This window comes from Maribacter litoralis, from assembly GCF_003075045.1.
Taxonomy (GTDB): domain Bacteria; phylum Bacteroidota; class Bacteroidia; order Flavobacteriales; family Flavobacteriaceae; genus Maribacter; species Maribacter litoralis.
The window spans coordinates 14,616-38,573 of the sequence record NZ_QCZD01000002.1 but is presented as its reverse complement, the minus strand read 5'-3'; the positions used below and the strand labels follow the sequence as shown (position 1 = coordinate 38,573).

The following is a 23,958-nucleotide window of genomic DNA, read 5'->3' as shown; positions in this document are numbered from 1 at the left end:
TTACAATTTAATAACAGTTAAAATTCGACCAATAACAAAGCTAAGAAGCTAAATAATAATAGAATTCTTAAAAAGAAAACTGAATATTATCAGTATCACAATGTCTAACAACAAAACTTAAAAGAAACGCAATGATAATTAGGCACTGATTTTAAGACAGGTACAAATCAACAAGACCCTCTGGGGTATTTACATGAATACACTTGTTCTCTCGGTCTACTTTAGTAATGATATCATCGTTAATTGGAATAAGCAGTTGCCTATCATCTTTCTCCACTTCGAACAAAGCTTGTGCCGTGGTATCATTGACACTTTGTATGATTCCAATATCTCCGTGAACAGCATCGATCATCGTGAAACCGATGATTTCATGGTAATAAAATTTGTTACCGGTAAGTTTAGGTAACATGGTAAGGGGTAGATAGAGACCAGATTTCATAATGCGGTCTGCATCAGACTCTGATTTTACCTCTTCAAAATCTATACGAAGAAGGTTAGATTTATGAAGTCGGCATCTTTTAATAAAAAATGGAACCAGATTGTTTCCTAAAGAAACGAATACTGATTCCATGTTTTCGTATATCTCGGGATCATCGGTATCTAGTTTAACCAGTACCTCACCTTTGAAACTATATTTTGAAACGATATTACCTAGGTAGAAACAATCTTCCTTGCGCATCGTTTCTAATAATTTATGCTTTATCGTCTTCTGCAGGAGCTTCAGTAGCTTGTTCTGGCTCACCAGCAGCTTCAACAGCTTCTACTTCTTCCTCTGCACTTTCACCTTCTGGAGTTTCTGGTAAAGCAGCAGCGGCAGCTTCAGCAGCACGCTTATCGTTTACTTCTTTCTCCGCTTTCAATGCAGCAGCTCTAGCTTCAGCTTTAGCTTTATCCAATCCACCAACTTTATCGGCAATTGCAGCTTCTTTTTCAGCAACCCAAGCATTGAATTTTTCTTCAGCTTGCTCTTCAGTTAATGCTCCTTTACGAACACCACCTAATAAGTGATGCTTTAAAAGAACACCTCTATAAGAAAGAATAGCTTTAGCAGTATCAGTTGGTTGTGCACCGTTTTGCAACCACTTTACAGAGCTATCAACATCAAGTTCAATAGTTGCAGGGTTTGTATTAGGATTGTAGATACCTAATTTCTCTAAGAATTTACCATCTCTTTTAGCTCTAACATCTGCTGCTACAACCCAATAGAATGGTTTTCCTTTTTTACCGTGTCTTTGTAATCTAATTTTTACTGGCATATCACATTAATTTGTAGGGTGCCCGACCCTTGATTATTAATTCTAGTTTTTTAACTCGTTCGCCTTCAACAAGCAAAGCTGATCTGAAAGCGGGTGCAAATATAATTCAAATTACCGAATTGGCAACAACTAAGCATAGTTATTTAAGTCACTATCCTTAAAAATATTTTAACAACGTATACAGCTTCTTAAAAATCATAATTTCAGAAATCATTTTTCAAGTAAAAACCTCACATTATCAGCATTTTAAGATGGCAGATGATCGGAATAAAATTGTCCTCATAAACCCTCGTTAATAACTCTTGGTAACTCCGTTTTCACCAACACCTCCTTTTTCGTAATTTTATAGGCACTTTTTAGGTCACTCAACTGACCGTGTTGAACACTCAGAACATTCTATATGTACCTTATTTTTGATACCGAAACTACCGGTCTTCCAAAAAACTGGAATGCCCCCATTACCGATACCGACAACTGGCCCCGCTGTATACAGATAGCATGGCAGTTGCATGATGAAATGGGTAATTGCATTGAGCATCAAGATTATTTGGTACGACCTGACGGATTCAACATACCTTATGATGCTGAGCAAATTCACGGTATTTCTACCGAGCTAGCCGAGCAACAAGGCGTTTCCCTTTCCGAGGTACTGGAGAAGTTCAACATCGCCATGTCCAAAACAAAATTCATTGTTGGGCAGAATGTTGGTTTTGACGTGAATATTATGGGTGCGGAATTTCACCGTTTGGGCGTGGAGAATCCGTTACAAGAATTGCCCGTATTGGACACCTGTACCGAGCATACGGCACAGTTGTGTCAAATTCCCGGTGGCCGTGGCGGTAAGTTCAAGTTGCCAACGTTGACCGAACTGCACCAATTTTTATTCGGTGAACCTTTTGGGGAAGCACATAATGCCACTGCCGATGTTGAGGCCACTACGCGTTGTTTTTTAGAGCTGATCAGAAAACATCAGTATACCGCTGAACAATTAGATGTACAGCCAGATTATTTCAAGAATTTCTCCGAAGCGAATCCGCAGGAGATTCAACTCATCGGCCTTAAACACATCAACCTAAAAAAAGCATCGAAAAAAATATCCGATGCACTTTGGGAAAAAGATACAGGCGGAGTTTCACAAGAGGAAATACAGGAAAACCTTGCGACCTTAGAAAACGCAAGTTTTGCACATTTACACAACCACACACAATTTTCAATTCTTCAGTCCACCATTAGTGTACCCGATTTGGTCGCTGCCGCCGCAAAAGCAAAGATGCCCGCCGTAGCCATGACAGATCATGCCAACATGATGGGGGCTTTTCACTTCGTGAACGGCGTACTGAACCATAATAAAGGAGTGGCATCAAGAAACGAAGCCAACCAAAAGCGCTACGAAGCTACCCAAAACGGCACATTGGAAGAAGGACAAGAACCTTTGAATGAGTTGCCGGAACCAGAGCAGGAAATAACCCCTATAATCGGTTGCGAGTTCCAAGTCTGTGAAGACCACACCAATAAATCACAGAAAGACAATGGGTACCAAATAGTGATGCTTGCCAAGAGTAAAAAAGGGTATTTAAACTTGGCAAAGATGTCTTCCATTGCCTTTGTTGACGGTAAATACTATGTACCTCGTATCGATAAAAAAATCATAGAGCAGTACAAAGAAGATGTTATGGTGCTTACCGGTAACTTATACGGTGAAGTACCCAGTAAAGTATTGAACGTTGGTGAAAACCAAGCTGAAGAAGCCCTTATTTGGTGGAAAGAAACCTTTGGCGATGACCTGTATATAGAGATCATGCGTCACGGTCAAGAAGATGAAGACCGTGTAAATCAAGTTTTAATTCAGTTTGCAAAAAAGCACAATGTAAAGCTAGTAGCCACCAACAATACCTACTATGTAGAGAAAGAAAATGCTCATGCACATGATATTCTTTTATGCGTAAAAGACGGTGAAAAGCAGTCAACCCCTATTGGTCGCGGACGCGGTTATCGCTATGGTTTGCCTAACCAAGAATACTACTTTAAGTCATCCGATGAGATGAAAGAGCTCTTTAAGGATATTCCGGAAGCTATCATCAATATTCAGGAAGTTATTGATAAGGTCGAGACCTTTACCTTGGCACGTGATGTACTGTTGCCCGCCTTCGATATTCCCGAAGAATTTCAATTTGAAGAAGATAAATTAGACGGTGGTAAACGCGGTGAGAACAAGTTTCTACGCCACATTACCTACGAAGGTGCCAAAAAGAGATATGGGGAGATCACTCCGGAAATTGATGAACGATTAGACTTTGAGCTCAAGGTAATTGAAAAGACCGGATACCCTGGTTATTTCTTGATTGTTGAAGATTTTATTAGGGCTGCTCGAGATATGGATGTTTCGGTAGGTCCCGGTCGTGGATCTGCTGCAGGGTCTGCGGTTGCCTATTGTTTATGGATTACCAATTTGGACCCTATTCAGTACGACCTACTTTTTGAGCGTTTCCTAAATCCGGATCGTGTAAGTATGCCCGATATCGATATTGATTTTGATGATGAAGGGCGTGGTCGCGTTATGGACTATGTAATCGACAAATACGGTTCTAACCAAGTGGCGCAAATCATCACTTATGGTACCATGGCAGCAAAATCTGCCATTAGAGATACAGCTCGTGCTTTAGACTTGCCTTTGCAGGACTCCGATCGTATGGCGAAGTTGATTCCGAACATGTCTAAGCTAAAAAAGATTATCGGGGTCGATGAAAAAGTACTTAGAAGTAAATTCAACAGTGAAGAGCTAGAGAAAATTAATGAGCTTCTAAATATATCCGAAGGCGACGGTTTAGAGTCCGAAACCCTTAACCAAGCTTACGTTTTAGAAGGTTCTGTTCGAAATACCGGTATTCATGCCTGTGGGGTGATCATTACCCCAGATGACATTACCAAGTTCGTACCCGTGGCACTTGCCAAGGATTCCGACATGTACTGTACCCAGTTTGACAACTCCGTAGTGGAAGATGCCGGACTGCTGAAGATGGATTTCTTGGGATTGAAAACACTGACCTTAATTAAGGACACCGTAAAAATCGTAAAAGCAAAACACGGAGTTGAGTTAGACCCAGAGAATTTTCCGCTAGATGATGAAAAAACATACGAGCTTTTCCAAAGAGGGGAAACTATTGGGGTGTTCCAATATGAATCTCCTGGAATGCAAAAACACATGCGCTCGTTAAAGCCTACCGTTTTTGCGGATCTTATCGCCATGAACGCCTTATACCGACCAGGCCCGATGGAATACATACCAAGTTTTATTGCCCGTAAACATGGTACCGAAGAAATTGTGTATGATTTGGATGCCTGTGAAGAATATTTAGCGGAAACCTACGGTATTACGGTATACCAAGAGCAGGTGATGCTCCTTTCGCAAAAGTTGGCGGACTTTACCAAAGGTGAAGCCGATGTCTTACGTAAGGCAATGGGTAAAAAGCAGAAGCACGTACTTGACAAAATGAAGCCAAAGTTCATTGATCAAGCTTCTGCAAAAGGACATGCCGTTGATAAATTGGAGAAAATTTGGAAGGATTGGGAAGCATTCGCAGCTTACGCATTTAACAAATCTCACTCCACTTGCTATGCTTGGATCGCCTACCAAACTGCCTATTGCAAAGCCCACTACCCAGCCGAATATATGGCGGCGGTATTAAGTAATAATATGAACGATATTAAGCAGGTTACCTTCTTCATGGAAGAATGTAAGCGTATGGGATTAGATGTACTTGGGCCGGACGTTAATGAATCTTTCTACAAGTTTGCCGTTAACGATGCCGGTGCCGTGCGTTTTGGTATGGGTGCCGTAAAAGGTGTCGGTCGCGGTGCGGTTGAAACCATTGTAGAGAACAGAAAAGATGTTGGACCCTACAAATCGGTATTCGATTTTGCTAAACGAATCGATTTACGTGCAGCAAATAAAAAAGCGTTTGAAAACTTGGCAGTTGCCGGTGGCTTCGATTCCTTTGGCACTACACATAGGGCGCAATATTTTCATGATGAAGGAGATGGGATTACCTTTTTGGAAAAAGTAATTAAGTACGGCGCCAAATACCAGGAAAACGAAAACTCTTCGCAAGTAAGCCTCTTTGGTGATGCCAGTGAAGTACAAATACCAGAACCCGTTGTGCCACCATGCGAAGAATGGGGCACCATGGAAAAATTACGTAGAGAAAAAGAAGTGGTGGGTATTTATATATCAGGTCACCCGTTGGACGACTTTAAAACAGAAATAAAAGCCTTCTGCAATGCAAATATTGGCTGCGTTAATGATTTGCCTAGTTATGTAAACAGAGAACTTACATTTGCCGGAGTAATTACCGATGTACAACACAGGGTCTCCAAAAACGGAAAAGGCTGGGCAGCGTTTACCATGGAAGATTATACCGACTCCTTTGAGTTTAGAATTTTCGGTGAAGAATACCTAAAGTTCAGGCATTTCTTAATGATAAATTCATTCGCGTACGTAAAACTATTTGTTAGAGATGGGTGGACCAATAAGGAAACAGGCAAAAAAGGCGATCCCAGAATGCAATTCAACAGTTTTATGCTACTGCAAGAAGTTATGGAAACATACGCTAGAAAATTGACCATCAAACTCAATATTGCCGAACTAAAAGAAGAAAAGGTCAAAACATTAAAAGATACCTTTGAAAACCATAAAGGAGAACATGCCATTAATTTCGTGGTCTACGAAATGCAAGAAAAAATAAAGGTGAACTTAAATAGTAGACGACAAAAAGTGCACATTTCTAGTGAGTTATTACAACTTTTAGAACAACAAGACGTTCATTTTAAGCTCAATTAACGTATATATACGTACTTTAAAAAGCCAATAAACAGGTGTTAACATTCATATGTACTGTAGATTATAACTTTTATTTAGCAGTACTATGTAAGAAAATAGCCCTAAAAATTGATAAATTAGCTTGATACCCGTATAGGCAAAACGAATTGTGGGCACGTAAGGAAACAGAAGAATAATTGACTAAATTTGCATAATCAATAAAAGTAAATAAAATGGCATTAGAAATAACAGATGCTACTTTTGACGAGGTAGTTTTAAAAAGCGATAAACCTGTAGTAGTAGATTTTTGGGCAGCATGGTGCGGTCCTTGTCGTATGGTAGGTCCTATCATAGACGAAGTTAGTACTGAATATGACGGCAAAGCTGTTGTTGGTAAGGTCGATGTAGATGCAAATCAAGAATTTGCCGCTAAGTATGGTGTACGTAATATACCGACAGTTTTAGTTTTTAAAGACGGTGAAATAGTAAGTAGACAAGTAGGTGTATCACCTAAAAAAGTTTATACAGACGCTATTGATGCAGCTTTGTAAAAACTGATATACGTTATAATAAAATAAGTTCATAGAGTCGGCAATTGCCGGCTCTTGTTATTTATGGCAATTTTAATTCTTTCCATTTATATAGTTCAGCTGTCTTCACTATCTTTAGTAATGTGAATCTACAATCAGAGTTAAGCAAATCGTCTTTATTTTCCAATCTTGAGCTTCTTGCCAATCAAGTAGTAGAAGGTTTTATCAGCGGAATTCACCGAAGTCCCTTTCATGGATTTTCTGCGGAATTTGCAGAACATAAAATCTATAACAATGGTGAAAGCACCAAACACATCGACTGGAAATTATTTGCAAAAACAGATAAACTCTATACCAAGAGATATGAAGAAGAGACCAATTTAAGGTGCCATATGATTTTGGATAATTCGGCTTCTATGTATTATCCAGAAGTAGACAATTTAAGTATTGATTCCTTAAATAAGATTGGTTTTAGCGTCTTGAGTATAGCAGCGTTGATGAACGTACTAAAAAGACAACGTGATGCGGTAGGACTAAGCATCTACTCCGATTCTTATAGTTATTATGCCCCGGAAAAGGGAAGCGAACGTCATTTTCAAATGCTTTTGGCACAATTAAGTGCTGTGAGTATGGCGAAAAATCCACCAAAGGAGACAAAAACATACACCTATTTACATCAGATTGCAGAAAATATTAAGCGCAGAAGTCTAATTTTTTTGTTCACGGATATGTTTCAGACCGAAAAAAATGATTCGGAATTGTTTGAAGCACTACGTCATTTAAAATATAATAAGCATGATGTCGTACTTTTTCACCCGATTGATAAAGAGCGAGAATTATTCTTCAATTTTGAAAATACACCCAAAAGATTTGTCGACGTAGAAACTGGAGAGCATTTAGACTTATATGCAGAAAATATTAAGGAAGCTTATAATGAACGTGTTACAGCATATTTAAATGAAATAAAAATGAAATGCGCCCAGTATAAGATCAAATATATAGACGTAGATATTCGCCAAGATTTCTCTACAGTGCTCAATACTTTTCTAGTAGAAAGAAATAAGTTTCTCTAGTATTAAAAAAAATAAAGAAAAATGTTTGTGCAATTGAAAATGCGGTGTATATTTGCACTCGCTAAACGCCACGGTCTGGTAGTTCAGTTGGTTAGAATACCTGCCTGTCACGCAGGGGGTCGCGGGTTCGAGTCCCGTCCAGACCGCTAAATGGGAAATCAAATTTCCTCAAAACCTTGTAAATCTTATGATTTGCAAGGTTTTATGTTTTTAGGGCAATCATATAATTTCATATCATTTGCATCTAAAAGGTCACAAATCGTCAACATATTTTTTTATCTGCGATTATGTTGACAGATTGACGTAACTTACTGGTGTTAGTATAGTTGATTTGACTTTCGTCTCACTAAATGTTTAATCATTAAAGACGACAATTATGCGAACTTCATCAACATTTTCAATATTGTTTTGGGTGTACGGAAAACGTGCTGTAAACAACAAAGCAAATATCTACATTCGGGTTACCTTAAACGGTAAACGTGTCAACATTAGTCTCAAGAAGAAAATCAATATTTCTACTTGGGATGAAAAACTACAAAGAGCAAGTGGGACCGATAAGGATTCCCGTATTCTCAATCTTTACTTGAACGAAGTACAATCAAAAGTATATAGGATTTACGAAGATTTCAAGAGGGATGAAGTGCCTTTCACTTCCCAAATGGTCAAAGCCAAATTTTTAGGCGAAGATAAAACACGTTTTTCCTTTCAAAACCTTGTTGATTACTACAATGAAAAGATGCAACATAAGTTGCATAGGAATACGATGGGTCAATATAAGACCAGTCAACGTTATATGATGGAATATATTCTAAAGGAATACAAACTGACAGACATCCCACTTTTCAATCTTGAATATGGTTTTATCGTGGGCTTTGAAGATTTTCTTCGGTCGTATGTACCTAAAAGCGGACAATCTAAAATTGGCAATAATACCGCAATGAAGCATATTAAGCGTTTACGCAGAATGGTTACTCTTGCCTATCGGATGAAATGGATTGAAAGAGACCCGTTTGTCAATTTTAAAATGAAAATTGAAAAGAAAGAACGTGGTTTCCTTACAGATTTTGAATTATTAAGTATTGAAGATTTGTCTTCTTCCATAGAGCGTCTTATGGTTGTGAAAGATTTATTTGTTTTTAGTTGTTACACCGGTATTTCTTATGTTGACATTGTACAATTAAATGAAGATAATATTGTAATGGGTATAGATGGTAGTCCTTGGATAATGGCCGAAAGAGTAAAAACAGGTGCACCATTCAAAATTCCACTATTACCCAAAGCTGCAATCTTAATAGATAAATACAAAGACCATTATAGAACCAATGACACATCCAATCTTTTGCCCAAGTTATCTAATCAGAAATTGAACAGTTATTTAAAGGAAATCGCTGACCTATGTGGTATCAAAAAAAACCTGACTTTTCATATGGCGCGCCATACTTTTGCTACCACAGTAACTTTAAGCAATGGTGTTCCAATAGAGACAGTATCTAAATTATTAGGGCATACCAAACTATCCACAACACAAATCTATGCAAGGGTCGTTGAGAGGAAAGTGAGTGATGATATGGCGCTTCTCAAATCAAAAATTGGTTGATGAAATTTTATAAGCATTTACTAACTGTTGAAATCTTCAATTGAGATTTTAACAGTTTGCATTTTCATTCCACTACCTTTACAGACTAAAATAGTGTGTATGATTATAAAGGTAAAATGGGAAGATTTTAAAGAAGAAATCGATGGGTTTGTATCTACTGGAAATGCAATTGTCGATAAATATAGGTCTTCAAAAACAGAAGATGAATTTAATAATTTTAAGGAAGAAAAACAATCTTGGGAAAATACTGTTGTTAGCTATGTTCGAGCATCTTTTGAACCAGAAAACAGAAATTTTGCAAATGAGTTTAAAGCTCAAAGAGGATATAATACTGGCTTTAAATTAGGGACTGACCAAAAAATTAAAAATGAAATTCAAGCCCTAAAAGATGAAATCAACGGGCTTGACTACTACTTGAAAATGTTATTCATTTCAGATGCAATTGTAAGGCCAGATGAAATTGATTTGAATGAACGTCAAAATCTTGACACCGAAGGCATACTCGAACTAATACTTTCAAAACTATATGACCTTTATAAAGATGGTAAATACCATTCTATTAACTGGATTCTTGAAGGCAATGGAATTAAATTAAACGGTCGTGGCGAAGATTGGGACTATGGAAGAATGCTTGAAAACCGAGGATTTATTGAATGTATGAATGGCAGGAATGTAAATGCCAAACTGAAATTGGAAGGTAAATATGCCATTGAGCAATCAAGAAAAGCCCAGACAACGGACTATTCCAAAATTAGTAATTCCGATGAGGAACTGAAAGAACTTATAAAACAGGTTCTCTCGAAAATTGAAGGTTTAGGTTTTGGACAGCAAATTATTTTCGACGAGTTCGATGAGCTTCGCGATGACATTCCGCATTTGAGCAAAAAGTCATTTGGTCAATTATTAAAATCGAAACTTGGCGATTTAGTAACAGCCAAGGCATTTGATAAGGCATTAGCGAGCGAAATATTCAAAGAATTTACAAGTCAAGTATTGCCATTTTAATTTATGAGGTTACGCAATACGTGTTTTCAGATAAACAACGTATCTATGGTAAATCTACAGTTTCCTTCTTCGTAAATAATCTTGAGCCAGATGATAGTGTAACACGAACTTTTGAGAGTGAAGATGAGACCGTGAATTGGCTTATGGACAATGACGATTACCCAAGAATGTTATTTGAAAACCTATTTCACACATCCAATTCTGTAATATTTCATTGCGGTGTTAAAGAGCCTATTACAAATTCCTATTCAAATGCTGTAAAAATTATATTGACATTTTTCTTTCACAACAACCATACGCTATCAAACAAACTTCATCCACAAAGAGGCAGATGATACATTAAATAGTGTGATTAATTTCTGATTTCATACTGCTGATTAATCTTTGCACAACCTGTGCATCGATTAATTTGTATATTTGTAAAAATTTATGAAAATATTCTTTTCCATATCAATGTCGCTTCTATTCTTTTTTCAAGGGATTAGCATAGATATGGACTTTTGTGGGCCAATTAAAGAAATTTCAAGTATTATTACCCATTATCAAGACCATAAAGTTTATGGCGACTCTTTCCTTGAATATGTAGTTGAAGATTACATTGACAATGATGCAAAAAATGAAGGGCATCATAATAACCCAGTTAAGGAGAATACACCATTTCATTCCCATAATCAATGTTGTCATCCTTTAGTATTAATTAATGCGAACAACAATTCGGCTTTAACCAATCGACTAAAGTTTGAAGAGAAAAAACAGTTTAACTTACATAAAGTAAACTTCACTTCCAGATATTTGGAATCGCTTTTCCAACCCCCTAAAGTATAATTCAGTTTTTTTTAAGGATAGATATATCCTAACGTGATGCTTCTCAAGACAGGCATTGCTATATAAATACGTTGCACCTATTCGCATCGTAAGTTTTAAACTGAATTAATACATTTTCTATGATTAACAAAATCATTTCATTTTCCATTAATAACAAGTTTATTATTGGGCTCTTTATAGTGGCACTTGTAGGTACGGGCATTTGGTCTATGGCCACTATAAATCTGGGTTCTGTACCCGATATTACCAACAACCAAGTACAGGTTATTACAGTTGCCCCAAATTTAGGTACTGAAGATATTGAGCAATTTGTTACCTATCCGGTAGAATTGGCAATGGCCAATCTGCCAGACGTTATCGAACTGCGTTCGGTGTCCCGTTTTGGGCTGTCCGTGGTTACCATTGTCTTTAAGGATGAGGCTGGAACCTATCTGCCAAGGCAATTGGTACAGGAAAAATTGACCGAAGTTGCTGGAGAAATCCCTGAAGGTTTCGGCACACCTTTTATGGCACCCATAACAACAGGTCTGGGCGAAATTTTTCAATATACCTTAAAAGTAAAAGAAGGCTATGAAGACAAATATGACGCAATGGAGCTTCGTACCATCCAAGATTGGATTGTAAAACGTCAAATGGCATTAGTCCCCGGAGTGGTCGAGGTAAATGCATTTGGTGGTTACGTAAAGCAGTATGAAGTTGCCATAAATCCTAATAAGCTGAAAAGTTTCGGAATTACAATGAATCAGGTCTTTGAAGCCTTGAAAGTCAACAATGCCAATACTGGTGGTGCTTACATTGAAAAAAACCACCAAGCCAATTTTATCCGTGGCGAAGGATTGGCACGAAGTATCGAGGATTTGAAAAATACAGTTGTAACCACACAAAAAGGAAGCCCTGTTTTAATACGGGATGTCGCCGAAAAAGTAGGCTATGGTAATCAAGTGCGTTATGGTGCGTTTACCCAAGATGGACACGAAACTGTTGGTGGACAAATTTTAATGCTGAAAGGCGAAAGCCCAGGCGACGTGATTGAAAATGTGGAAAAGCGTATTGTAGAAATTCAAAAATCCCTGCCGGAAGGTGTTTATATTGATGCTTTTTTAAGCCGAAGTGAACTTATTGAGGCAACCACAAGTACCGTTAAAAACAATCTAATAGAAGGAGCCCTAATCGTCATATTTGTTTTGGTCTTACTTTTGGGAAGCTTCCGTGGTGGCTTGATAGCAGCTTCGATAATCCCTTTATGTCTATTATTTGCATTTATTTTGATGAAACAATTTGGCATTTGGGCAAATTTAATGTCCTTGGGTGCGATCGATTTTGGAATTATTGTAGATGGAGCGGTGATTATCGTGGAAGGAGCGGTTTTCCACATTCATCAACGGATGAAAAAATCCACAACCGCCATCAACCAAGCTGAAATGGATGAAATCGCCTATGATTCTTCAAGTAAAATGATGAATTCTGCCTTCTTCGGTCAACTAATTGTTCTTATAGTTTTTACACCGATTCTTTTTTTGACCGGTGTGGAAGGGAAAATGTTCCGGCCAATGGCATTTACATTTGGTTTTGCCGTTTTAGGAGCGATTATCCTTTGTCTTACCTACGTGCCAATGATGTCATCATTATTTTTAAAACCTGCTAAAAATCAAAATAGTTGGTTCGCCAAGTTTGAAAACAAGATTGATAGGTTCAGTGATAAAATTATGGATGTTCTGAATCGTATCTATCTGCCTATATTAAATTTTGCACTTCGCTTTCGGGCAGGTGTGGTTATAGGCGCGGTTTCCTTGCTTTTGATTTCAGGATTTATTTTCAGCAATATGGGAGCAGAATTTGTCCCTAAATTTGATGAAGGCGATATTGCATTTCAAGCATTGATAAAACCGGGGAGCAGTCTTACAGAATCTATTGAGGCTTCAGAGAAACTTCAGAAGTTAATCAATGAGTTTCCGGAAGTAAAAACAGTAGTTTCAAGAATTGGTGTGGCTGAAATACCAACAGACCCAATGCCTATGGATATTGCCGATAGTTATATTATTCTTGAAAAAGATAAGAGTAAATGGACTTCTGCAGAGAGTAAAGAAGAACTCATAGAAAAAATACAAGAAAAAATATCAGTCGTTCCCGGCGTAAATTTCGTATTTACACAACCCGTGGAACTTCGTTTTAATGAATTGCTTACCGGTGTTCGTGAGGACGTGGCAATCAAACTGTACGGAGAAGATTTGGGTGTGTTAGCCGACAAAGTACAGGAAATCGCAGCAGTCATCAGAACTGTTCCTGGAGCGGCTGACCTCAATGTGGAAGCTACAAGCGGTTTACCACAAATGACGGTGGTATATAACCGCGCTAAAATGGCACAATACGGTGTAACCATTGATAAACTGAATGATTATGTAAGTGCTTCATTTTCTGGAGAAGAAGCAGGTGTAATTTTTGAAGGCGAAAAAAGGTTTGATGTGGTCATTCGTTTGGCAGAGGAATATAGACAAGACATCAATAGCTTAAAAAACCTTTTCATAGACCTGCCAAACGGTGCACAAGTACCTTTAAAGGAGGTTGCAGATATCAGCTATAAGCCCGGGCCAATGCAGATTTCAAGGGACAATACCTCTCGTCGTATTTCGGTAGGGGTCAATGTTCGTGGGCGCGATGTAAAATCGATGGTCGAGGAAATTCAACAAAAATTGGAAACGGACGTGAAACTGCCACCAGGTTATTTTGTAACCTACGGAGGTTCTTTCGAAAACCTTCAACGTGCTTCAGACCGATTGATGATTGTAGTTCCAATCGTTCTATTAACAATATTTGTTCTGCTTTACTTTGCTTTAAATTCAGTTACGCAAGCCTTGATGATCTATATGGCAGTGCCTTTGGCGACCATTGGTGGTGTTTTCGTTTTGTTGATTCGTGGAATGCCTTTCAGTATTTCTGCCGGAGTCGGGTTTATCGTGCTCTTCGGAGTTGCCGTATTAAACGGACTCATACTCATAAACAAATTCAATGAATTAAAAGATAGTGGAATGACAGACTTAAAAAAACGAATATACGAAGCAACGCACGAACGCTTACGTCCCATTTTATTAACAGCTATTACAACAATTATGGGCTTTATCCCAATGGCGATTTCTACCTCTGGTGGTGCAGAAGTACAGCGGCCTTTGGCGACAGTAGTCATTGGAGGAATGCTTACGGCAACGTTTCTGACCTTGGTGGTTATTCCTATTCTTTATTATTGGCTGGAATCACGAAAAGAAAAGAAGGATAATGATGGTGACGCAAGTTACATTAAGAAAGGCGCAACGGTTATTATTATATTATTGAGTTTGGGAGGTTTTTTAACCCCAAATGCAGCAAATGCACAGGACAACCAGTTGGCTCAAACCCTTACCTTGGAAGAAGCCATATCTATGGCCAAGGAAAATTATCCATCCCTTAAAGAGAGCCAAGCTTTTATTGAACGGGAAAAGGCTATGAAAGGAACAAGTTTTGATTTAGGAAGCACCTCTTTATATACCGGTAGAGAAGACCAAGGGGTGCAACAAGGAATATTGAGTACGTATGGTGTACAACAGGGCAATATTGATTTGCTTTCGGGTTTTTCAAAAAACAAGTTCTACAAAGAACGGGTTAAATTGGGCGAAAAATTCTATGCTGTCAATGAGCAGCAATTGATTCGTAATGTGATGCAGGCGTATGACCTTATCAATTATAACAAGGCACAATTGCGTTTTGCGGAACAGTTGGACAGTGTTTATGCCAACTTTAGGACGGCTGCCGAATTACGCTATGACACAGGGGAAACAGGCAAGCTGGAGTTTATTGCGGCTTCTTCCGAATATCAGCAGATTCAAGTATTAAGGCAACAAGCCTATGATGATATTGAAATTGCAAAAAGAGCATTGAAGCAGTATTTGGGCATTGACCAAGAAATTGAAACTGTGAATTTGACCTATGAACCAATGGATTTTTTGGCCAATTTGGATTCGGCTTCCGCAGCCAATAATCCTTTGCTTCAATATGCTATGCAAAATGCCGAAGTAAGCAAAGCGAATATAGGTGTTGAAAAATCCGAGTTCCTACCAAAATTCAGCATAAGCTATGATAAATTGAAGTACAATGATGTGTCTGGCTTTAGCGCATATCAGGCCGGTATTAGCATACCGCTTTGGTTCTTTCCACAGAAATCAAGGGTAAAGGCTGCCAAGGCAGATGCTATGGTTGCCGAGAACCAATATCTCGAACAAAAAGCAATGACCGAAAGTAGGGTTTCCCAACTATTAAAATCATTGGAAAAGACCCAAAAAACACTTAACTATTATCAGGAAGGTGCATTGCTTTTGGCCGAGGAACAAATTACTACGGCAGAACTGGCTTCTAAGGAAGGTGAAATTGATTATGTGAATTATATCACGATCCTGAACAGTGCCATTCGTATAAAGCAGAGTCATTTACAATTTATAAATCAGTATAACCAACAAGCTATTGAGCTACAATATCAATTGGGCAATTTATAACCTTAAAAAAAGAGAAATGAAAAATATACTATTAGTAAGTACCGTATTATTTACACTTATGTTTATGAGCTGTAACGATGCCCAAAAATCTGAACTTGGGCATAACGAAGCTGAAGGCGTATCAAAAACCAATGAAGTTGGAGAAGATGCACACGGCGAAGAAGGCCACGTTGAAGGAGAAGAGGAAGAAGGTGGTCACAGCGAGGAAGAAGGCGTTGTCGAACTCACAAAGCAACAGGCCGAAACCATAGGTTTGGAAATGAAACCTTTGGCGAAACGCAATTTAGGGAACAACATTAAAGTAACAGGAACGCTGGAACTTTTCCCACAGGACAAGGCGAACATAAGTCCTTTTGTTGGTGGAAATGTGAGTTCCATAAAAGTAATCCCTGGAGATAACGTAAAGAAAGGTCAGGTGTTGGCATATATAGAACACCCAGATATCATTGCAATGCAACAAGATTATCAGGAAAAAAATGACGAACTGGTCTTTTTGAAACAGGATTTTGAACGTAAGCAGACCCTTTATGATAAAGGTGTTTCTTCTGGCAAGGAATTTCAGATGGCGCAGTCAAAATTTCGTTCCACAACATCCAGCGTCAATGGTTTGCGGTCCCAGTTGAGACTGTTGGGCATTAACCCGGACAAAGTGGCGGAAGGCCAAATATATTCCGCTGTTCCCATTACCTCGCCTATTAGTGGGTATGTGGATGAAGTAATGATTAGCCTTGGCGATTACGTGGCACAACAATCCAAAATGTTCTCGATAAGCGACAACTCAAAAATCTATGTCAACTTCAAAGTATATGAAAAAGACATAAAGCAAATCAAGAAAGGGCAACAGATATATTTTTCAACAGCTTCTCGTCCAGATGAACTGCTTAAAGCAACCGTTCGGTCTGTGGGCAAAACCTTCAACACCGACCCAAAAGCTTTGGAAGTTCTGGCAGACATTGAAAACAAGGATAAAAACCTATTGCCGGGTATGTACGTACAAGGACGAATAGTGCAGGGCGAAAAAAAGGGTTTCGCCGTACCGGAAGCTGCCATTATAAAAGAAGGCGAGCAATCCTTTATTTTTATTTTGGATGAAGATGAAGAAATGGAAGCGAACAAAATGAAATTTAAAATGATACCCGTAACGGTTGGTATTACTGATTTAGGCTTTGTTGAAGTCAACCTGCCTGCCGAAGTTTCAAAGGACGCCAAAGTTGTCATAAACGGAGCGTATAACCTGTCTTCGGAAATGGTTAAAGGCGAACTGGAACACGGACATTAATTCAATAACAATCAAAGATTTTGATTCCGAGTTTGTTTATCGTCTTAATTAGTTAGTTAAAAATTAGAAAACAAGCTCGGTTCAAAATCGATTAAAACATAAAAATATTTTTAAGATGAAAGAAATAAAAGCATTTGTAAAACCGAACCGAATCCAAAGAGTCATTGAAGCACTATCAGATAATGGATTTGAAAGTATGACCCTTTCACAAGCAGTAGGTACTGGCGCATTCAAGGCAAAAGGTGCAAGACCTTCGTTGGATTTTCGTATTACCGATAGTCCTGTGGTTAAGCTGGAATTGGTCTGTCAAAATGAGGAAGCCCAAGCTGCCATTGAAATAATTTTAAAAAATGGCAAAACGGAAGAACCTGGAGACGGCATTATCTATATAGCAAATATTGAAGATGCCTTTCAGATTAAAACTGGGGATTCCTTAAAACGGTACGACCTATAAAACACTTCAGTACAAATGGAAAAAATAGTTCAACTTCTGGAAAACAAAGGGATACGACCTACGGCTATGCGCCTTATGACCTATAAGCGGTTGGCAGAGTTGAATGTGGCCATCAGCCTTGGCGACTTGGAAAAAGATTTTAAGGTCAGTGAAAGAAGTACCCTATTTAGGACTATGAAAGCGTTTGAAGAAAAAGGGATTGTGCATCAAATCGAGGATGGGACAGGGGTTATAAAATACGCCCTTTGCGAAGAAAATTGTGAATGCGAGGTCGGCAACGACCTTCATTTGCACTTTCATTGCAACAATTGTAATGAGACGGTCTGTTTAACAGAACATAAAATCCCTCACATCAACTTACCTGATGGTTATATTACCGAGGATATCAACTTGGTGGTAAAGGGTATCTGCGAAAAATGCAGTGGCAATTTGGTTTAAACGTTTGGTTTTTAAATTCAATTATCATTTATAAATAATGAGCAATGATAACAATCTATAAAAAAGAGGCTACTGTATATATGGTAGCAGAGAATAAGCTGGATGCCAAGGATTATGAAAACTTGATACCAGTCTTAACAGAACATATAACTGCCCATCCACAAGTGTATTGGTACATCGAGATGGAAAATTTTGAAGGCTGGACAGCAGAGGCATATTGGAAGGGAATTGAATTAAACCTTCCGAATGAAAAGCATTTAAAGCGTGTTGCTTTGGTGGGTAGCGTTAAATGGCAAGAACAATTTACCGAGGTATTGCTTCCTTTTTCAGAAGCTCATATAAAATTTTATAAGACCGAAGAAAAAGAATTGGCCAAAGAATGGATAGAAATAGAATAACATAAAAAATGGATATACTATTGATTTAAAAACAGAAACACTATGATGGACGATTGGTATTTTGGAGGAATGCACTGGATATGGTGGGGACTTTGGATAATCCTCATCTTTTGGATATTCCTAATTCCTTACCCCACCCCGGGACAGAAACGGAAAAAGGATAGTGCGATGGAAATCCTGAGGGAACGTTTTGCACGGGGCGAAATAAGCAAGGAAGAGTTTGAACAGCGAAAGAAACTGTTACGGGAAAACAAGAAAAAATAAACTGCAATGAAACTTGCTAATGGCATACATAATCAAAAAAGAGGAGGGCTGAACAGGCAAGGACTTCTTATTGCTATTGTTTTAGGGTTTGCGGTGGGCATAATCATTATACAGCCATTGGGCATTTCCCTATTCCAGTATGACCAGAGCGGTGATACGGGCAATTGGTGGTATTTGTTCAAAAATGCAGTTGGGCAAGCTCTTGGATTTGGAGATGTGGACCAAATCCTAAAAAATATCCTGTTTGGTATTATGGGAAGCAGTCTCGCCCTGATGTTCTATACAAGAAAAACAATATTTCAACTAAATAGGGAGAAAGTCGGAATAACCTTGATAAGGGAATTATTGGACAAAGGTGAAAACCACGAGGTAGAATTCAAAAGCACCTTGCGGTGGGACCTTCGACAAGGTAAGGTAAACAAAGCCTTGGAAATGGTAGTGGCAAAGACCATTGCAGGATTTATGAATACCGAAGGCGGCCATTTGATTATAGGAGTTGACGATGAAGGCCGTATCCTGGGGCTCGAACAAGATTACGGTACTTTAAAGAAACCGGGCAAGGACGGATTTGAACAGTATATAATGCAGTTGGTGTCTGTCAATTTAGGCACGCATTTTTGCCCTTTGGCAAAGGTGACCTTTTACCAATTTGAAGAAAAGGATATCTGTTATGTAAGGGTCTACAAATCGCAAAAACCAGTGTATTTGAACCTGGGCGACCGTTCTCATTTCTTTATCAGAACCGGGAACGGTACCCGGGAGTTGGATATGCCCGAAGCATTGGATTACATGGAAACACACTTAAATTAAACAATATGGGATTTTTAAAACATTTATTAAGAGGAAGTTATGGTCATCATTCCAACAAGCATCAACGTAAAAATAATGACCCAAGATTTGATGAACCCAAAGTTGTTGTGAGATGTATAAAATGCGGCAAAAACAATCCTGAAAATGCTTCTTTTTGTCAACATTGTGGCGAGCCTTTAGGTAAAGTAAAATGCAAAAGTTGTGAAGAACCAATACCTATGGATGCAAAATTTTGTTCTAAATGTGGCACTGAAGTATAGTTAAAAACCTTATAAAAAAGAACTCTAACTTTTACCAATATTTCATATATAGCTTTAGGTTAAAGATTTATAGCAAGAAAGTTTATGACATAATTGGAATACAAAATGTAAATAACCGAACCATATGAAATTAATGAATGACAGATTGTACCACAAAATATTCAACGGTGCCATTATTATGATTTTAATTATAACTGTTTCTTTGGGAATCGGGATGCTTGGGTATTATTATTTTTTGAAATTAAGTTGGATTGATAGCTTTTTAAACGCTTCAATGATTCTTACAGGAATGGGTCCCTTAGATGAAGCACAAACCGATGCTGGCAAATTGTTTTCTGGAATTTATGCCTTGTATTCTGGGATAATTTTCCTTTCGGCCATAGCAATCTTTATCTATCCCATTATTCAAAAAATTGGGAAAAAATTTGAACACCACCACTAATAACAATTATAATTTCTCAATATGCTCTTAAATAAAAGAATATCCATTGTCAATTTCATTAAAACCATAAAGTTTGATATTGTATTCATTGCATCATATGCTGTAGCTGTGGGTATTTTGGACCAATATGGTTTTTTGTCAAAAATCTCTATTCCAATTGGTGTTACTGCTGTTTTTGGCACTGCGGTAGCTTTGCTTTTGGGTTTTCGAACCAATCAAGCTTATGAGCGCTGGTGGGAAGCCCGTATTATATGGGGCGCAATTGTGAATGATTCCCGAACACTGGTCAGACAATGTGTTTCATTTTTCAAAAGGAGCAACGGGCAGTACGATATTTTGGTCAATGAAATGACCAACCGTCAAATAATCTGGTGCTATGCATTGGGTGAATCATTGAGAAAACTACCCTTTTCCCCCAAAGTTAAGGAATACCAAAAATCTTATAAGTTGGAGTCTTTTAATATTCCAAATACTTTATTGTCAGAACATTCTGAAACTTTGCTAAAAGCAAAAGAAAACGGTATGGTCAATGATTTTCAGCAGGTACAAATAGACAGTACCATAGCCAGATTATGTGATTCTATGGGCAAGTGCGAACGTATAAAAAACACGGTCTTCCCCAAAGCACATAGTTTATTAATCCATTTAATCATTTATGTATTTGCCACAATGTTACCATTTGGTCTGTCAGACCAATACCTGGCGGTGGAAATAAGTCTAACTATTGGAATACCGATTATTTTCGTTGCCATTGAAAAAACATCCATTTTGATGCAGGACCCTTTTGAAAATCGACCTATGGACACCCCTGTAACCGATTTGGCTACAACTATTGAAATAAATCTTAAACAAATGATAGGGGATGAGGATATTCCGATCAAAGAAAAAGCGAGCGAATATTATATACTGTAAAGGGTCAACTTTAAAATTTTATAAAATGAAAAAACTAAAAATGAAAATTCCCGTAATCCTTCCACAGGTACCGGACGAAAAAGATGCCTGCATCAACAGGATCATCGACAAATTAAGTGGACGTGAAGGCATTGACAGTGTACACATATCCGATGAAAAACCGGACGGTATACCGCAACTCTGTTTCCATTATGACCCTGATGTCATTTCCCTTGATAGAGTAAAGTCCTTGGCAGAAACCACGGGAGCCCAAATCACGGATAAATTTGGGCATAGGCTAATAGCCGTGGAAGGGATACGCCACACCCGTCACGCCCGAACCATCGAGAAAGCAGTCAAGGAGGTCGATGGAGTTCTCGAAGTTTCCGCATCCGCTTCTGGAATGGTACGTGTGGAATTTGATAAAGGCATTACAGGATTTGGGGCTATTAAAAAGAAAATAGAAAAACAAGGGCTTACCATTATTGAACCTTCCGTTGATACAGAAACGTATTTACAAAAAATGGAAGTTTCCAACGGTGAAGAAAAATCTGAAGATACTCAAGACAAGGAGGAAAATCAACACGTTGGCGAGAGCGAAGACCACGTTCATAAAGACGGCGAAGAACACAACCACAAGGAGGGTGAAAGTGAGGCACACGCCCACGGTGGTATTTTTGGCAAGAATACCGAACTTATTTTTGCCATCATTTGCGGTACGCTTCTGGGTATTGGTTTTGGCCTTTCCTACGTAGAATCAATACCGGATTGGGTTAGCTTATCTTTATACGTCGGTGCTTACTTTTTTGGAGGGTACTTTACGGCGAAAGAGGCTATACAGACCGTAGCCAAGGGCGGCTTTGAAATCGACTTCTTGATGTTGGTTGCCGCCATCGGTGCCGCAGCTCTGGGCGAATGGGCAGAAGGTGCCTTGTTGCTGTTCCTGTTTAGTTTGGGGCACGCCCTTGAACATTATGCAATGGAAAAGGCCCGAAAGTCCATTGCGGCACTGGCAGATTTAGCACCAAAAACGGCATTGCTGAAAAAAGATGGCAAGACAGAAGAAGTCGGGATTGAAAAATTAAGTATAGGCGATATCATTGTGGTCAAGCCCAATAGTAAAATATCCGCAGATGGCGTCGTGGTCAATGGAAAAAGCAGCGTCAACCAGGCACCTATTACTGGGGAAAGTGTACCCGTGGACAAAATTCCCGTGGAAGATACGAGCAGGGACTATTCGGCAGACGATGATATCAAGGACGAAAATCGGGTATTCGCTGGAACTATCAACGGTAATAACACGCTGGAAATAAAGGTAATCAAGGAAGCCAAAGACTCTACACTATCCCGACTGGTCAAACTGGTTAACGAGGCGCAGACCCAGAAGTCCCCTACCCAACTGTTGACCGATAAGTTTGAAAAATACTTTGTACCATCCGTACTGATACTGGTGGGTATCCTGCTCTTTGCCTTTCTGGTCATTGATGAACCGTTTAGTGCAAGTTTTTACCGTGCAATGGCGGTATTGGTAGCCGCCAGCCCCTGTGCACTGGCCATTTCAACACCAAGTGCTGTATTAAGCGGGGTTGCAAGAGCGGCTCGTGGCGGGGTACTTATCAAAGGTGGGCGACCGCTTGAGGATTTGGGGGTCATTACGGCTTTGGCTTTTGATAAAACGGGCACGCTTACAGAAGGCAAGCCCAAACTTACCGATGTAGTACCATTAGGGGATATTGAAGAAAATGAACTGTTAAAGATAGCTGTTGCTGTTGAAAATTTGAGCGACCACCCTTTGGCCAAAGCTGTCGTAAGGGATGGGAAAGAGCGTCTGAAAGGTACTGATATTAACGATGCGTCAGATTTAGAAGCGGTTCTCGGAAAAGGTATCAAAGCGTCCTTGGGCAAGGATAAAATCTATATTGGAAACCTTGACTTGTACGAAGACCTCGATGAAGCAAAACCATCCGAAGAAATATCGAATAAAGTAAAAGAACTTGAAAGCGACGGAAACACGACGATGCTTATAAGAAGGAACAAAGAATATATCGGTATCATCGCCCTGATGGACACCCCACGGGAAGCGGCCAAGGAAACACTGAAAAAATTAAAGGAAATCGGTATCAAGCGGATGATAATGCTAACCGGGGATAATCAAAAGGTTGCCGACGCCGTTGCTAAAGAAATTGGATTGACCGATGCTTGGGGAAGCCTGTTGCCGGAGGAAAAAGTGGATGCCATAAAAGAATTAAAGGAAAAGGAATCCAAGGTGGCAATGGTGGGAGATGGTGTAAACGATGCGCCTGCGATGGCAAACAGTACCGTAGGTATTGCAATGGGTGCAGCGGGCAGTGATGTGGCTTTAGAAACCGCGGATGTTGCCCTAATGGCCGATAAATTGGAAACCCTGCCCTTTGCCATTGGCTTAAGTAGGAAAGCAAAGGCCATAATCAAGCAGAACCTTTGGGTAAGCCTTGGGGTTGTGGCACTTCTGATACCAGCCACCATTTTGAGCTGGGCAAACATAGGAATAGCCGTGGCATTTCACGAGGGGTCTACCTTGGTAGTCGTGGCCAATGCGCTGCGCCTTTTGGCTTATAAAAAAGATTAGAAAAATTGGGACATAGAAGAACCTGGTTTTTTGAAAGAATATTAAATGACAAAGACGGAAAAAACATTATTGGCTAAAGGGATTCGACCTACTAAAATGAGGTCGAAGATATACAAGTTCCTAAAAAGGAAACAAAGTGCCGTGTCCTTTTCCGATTTGAAAAAGGCCTTTGTTCAAAAGAGCGAAACCAATAAAACAGCAAACAGAACGACCTTTTATCGAAACCTCAAGATTTTCGAGGATAAAGGGCTGATTCATCAGATTAATGATGGGGTCGGAGTGGCAAAATATGCGATTTCTGATGAAAACGCCAAAGGTAAATACGGTACAGATTTACATATGCACTTTCATTGTACCGATTGTAGGAAAACAATCTGTTTACCGAATAAGATATCGGAAGAAAGCTTGCCACACGATTATGAAGTGAACGATGTGAACTTGGTTTTGAAAGGAATATGTGAAAAATGCAGGAAAAAATAACAGGTGGGAGTA

21 protein-coding genes and 1 tRNA gene are annotated in these 23,958 nt (G+C 39.0%); 20 read left to right on the top strand and 2 right to left on the bottom strand.

What is annotated here, in order from left to right; all coding sequences use genetic code 11:
- Positions 1–151: 151 nt before the first annotated feature.
- Entirely contained in the window at positions 152–679 is a 528-nt protein-coding gene (gene rimM, locus DCS95_RS07515) for a ribosome maturation factor RimM (protein WP_116770206.1), read from the bottom strand.
- A 13-nt stretch (positions 680–692) separates the two neighbouring features.
- The gene (locus tag DCS95_RS07510) at positions 693–1,256 is read right to left on the bottom strand and encodes a 30S ribosomal protein S16 (RefSeq protein ID WP_116770205.1); all 564 of its coding nucleotides are present in this window, start codon (positions 1,254–1,256) and stop codon (positions 693–695) included.
- A gap of 400 nt (positions 1,257–1,656) precedes the next feature.
- Here DCS95_RS07510 and dnaE point away from each other — a divergent pair, with 400 nt between their 5' ends.
- From dnaE to DCS95_RS07405, 20 genes are all read left to right on the top strand, one after another.
- Positions 1,657–6,093 carry a DNA polymerase III subunit alpha gene (gene dnaE / locus DCS95_RS07505; protein WP_116770204.1) on the top strand — a complete coding sequence of 1,479 codons (4,437 nt, stop codon included), beginning with the start codon at positions 1,657–1,659 and terminating at the stop codon, positions 6,091–6,093.
- A 212-nt stretch (positions 6,094–6,305) separates the two neighbouring features.
- A complete protein-coding gene (gene trxA / locus DCS95_RS07500) occupies positions 6,306–6,623 on the top strand; it encodes a thioredoxin (RefSeq protein ID WP_027065108.1) in 318 nt (105 codons plus the stop codon).
- 122 nt (positions 6,624–6,745) lie between these two features.
- On the top strand, positions 6,746–7,675 hold the full coding sequence (locus DCS95_RS07495) for a DUF58 domain-containing protein (protein ID WP_116770203.1): 930 nt from the start codon (positions 6,746–6,748) through the stop codon (positions 7,673–7,675).
- Positions 7,676–7,747: 72 nt separating this feature from the next.
- Positions 7,748–7,821, top strand: a tRNA-Asp gene (locus DCS95_RS07490).
- Positions 7,822–8,051: 230 nt separating this feature from the next.
- Entirely contained in the window at positions 8,052–9,272 is a 1,221-nt protein-coding gene (locus DCS95_RS07485; RefSeq protein WP_076547111.1) for a site-specific integrase, read from the top strand.
- A gap of 99 nt (positions 9,273–9,371) precedes the next feature.
- Entirely contained in the window at positions 9,372–10,277 is a 906-nt protein-coding gene (locus DCS95_RS07480; protein ID WP_076547110.1) for a hypothetical protein, read from the top strand.
- Between the two features lie 20 nt (positions 10,278–10,297).
- Positions 10,298–10,612, top strand: coding sequence for a hypothetical protein (locus tag DCS95_RS07475; protein ID WP_179004449.1), 315 nt, complete (start codon positions 10,298–10,300; stop codon positions 10,610–10,612).
- Between the two features lie 94 nt (positions 10,613–10,706).
- The gene (locus DCS95_RS07465; protein WP_244178415.1) at positions 10,707–11,102 is read left to right on the top strand and encodes a hypothetical protein; all 396 of its coding nucleotides are present in this window, start codon (positions 10,707–10,709) and stop codon (positions 11,100–11,102) included.
- A 119-nt stretch (positions 11,103–11,221) separates the two neighbouring features.
- Positions 11,222–15,622: a CusA/CzcA family heavy metal efflux RND transporter gene (locus tag DCS95_RS07460; protein WP_116770202.1), complete on the top strand. Its 4,401-nt coding sequence runs from the start codon at positions 11,222–11,224 to the stop codon at positions 15,620–15,622.
- Between the two features lie 16 nt (positions 15,623–15,638).
- The gene (locus tag DCS95_RS07455; RefSeq protein WP_116770907.1) at positions 15,639–16,901 is read left to right on the top strand and encodes an efflux RND transporter periplasmic adaptor subunit; all 1,263 of its coding nucleotides are present in this window, start codon (positions 15,639–15,641) and stop codon (positions 16,899–16,901) included.
- 115 nt (positions 16,902–17,016) lie between these two features.
- A complete protein-coding gene (locus tag DCS95_RS07450) occupies positions 17,017–17,355 on the top strand; it encodes a P-II family nitrogen regulator (protein ID WP_116770201.1) in 339 nt (112 codons plus the stop codon).
- Positions 17,356–17,370: 15 nt separating this feature from the next.
- Positions 17,371–17,793 (top strand): Fur family transcriptional regulator, encoded by a 423-nt coding sequence (locus DCS95_RS07445; protein ID WP_047418563.1) that lies wholly within the window; start codon positions 17,371–17,373, stop codon positions 17,791–17,793.
- Between the two features lie 44 nt (positions 17,794–17,837).
- Entirely contained in the window at positions 17,838–18,191 is a 354-nt protein-coding gene (locus DCS95_RS07440) for a SpoIIAA family protein (RefSeq protein WP_099647762.1), read from the top strand.
- A gap of 42 nt (positions 18,192–18,233) precedes the next feature.
- The gene (locus tag DCS95_RS07435; RefSeq protein WP_026775389.1) at positions 18,234–18,455 is read left to right on the top strand and encodes an SHOCT domain-containing protein; all 222 of its coding nucleotides are present in this window, start codon (positions 18,234–18,236) and stop codon (positions 18,453–18,455) included.
- A 6-nt stretch (positions 18,456–18,461) separates the two neighbouring features.
- Complete coding sequence (locus DCS95_RS07430) at positions 18,462–19,265, top strand: AlbA family DNA-binding domain-containing protein (protein WP_244178414.1); 804 nt, start codon at positions 18,462–18,464, stop codon at positions 19,263–19,265.
- Positions 19,266–19,270: 5 nt separating this feature from the next.
- On the top strand, positions 19,271–19,525 hold the full coding sequence (locus DCS95_RS07425) for a zinc ribbon domain-containing protein (RefSeq protein WP_026775387.1): 255 nt from the start codon (positions 19,271–19,273) through the stop codon (positions 19,523–19,525).
- 124 nt (positions 19,526–19,649) lie between these two features.
- Positions 19,650–19,967 (top strand): hypothetical protein, encoded by a 318-nt coding sequence (locus tag DCS95_RS07420; RefSeq protein ID WP_036841153.1) that lies wholly within the window; start codon positions 19,650–19,652, stop codon positions 19,965–19,967.
- Between the two features lie 21 nt (positions 19,968–19,988).
- On the top strand, positions 19,989–20,879 hold the full coding sequence (locus tag DCS95_RS07415) for a bestrophin family protein (RefSeq protein WP_116770200.1): 891 nt from the start codon (positions 19,989–19,991) through the stop codon (positions 20,877–20,879).
- Positions 20,880–20,904: 25 nt separating this feature from the next.
- Positions 20,905–23,466 (top strand): heavy metal translocating P-type ATPase, encoded by a 2,562-nt coding sequence (locus tag DCS95_RS07410; protein ID WP_026775385.1) that lies wholly within the window; start codon positions 20,905–20,907, stop codon positions 23,464–23,466.
- Between the two features lie 45 nt (positions 23,467–23,511).
- Positions 23,512–23,946, top strand: a complete 435-nt coding sequence (locus DCS95_RS07405) for a Fur family transcriptional regulator (RefSeq protein WP_026775384.1) — start codon at positions 23,512–23,514, stop codon at positions 23,944–23,946.
- Positions 23,947–23,958 lie beyond the last annotated feature (12 nt).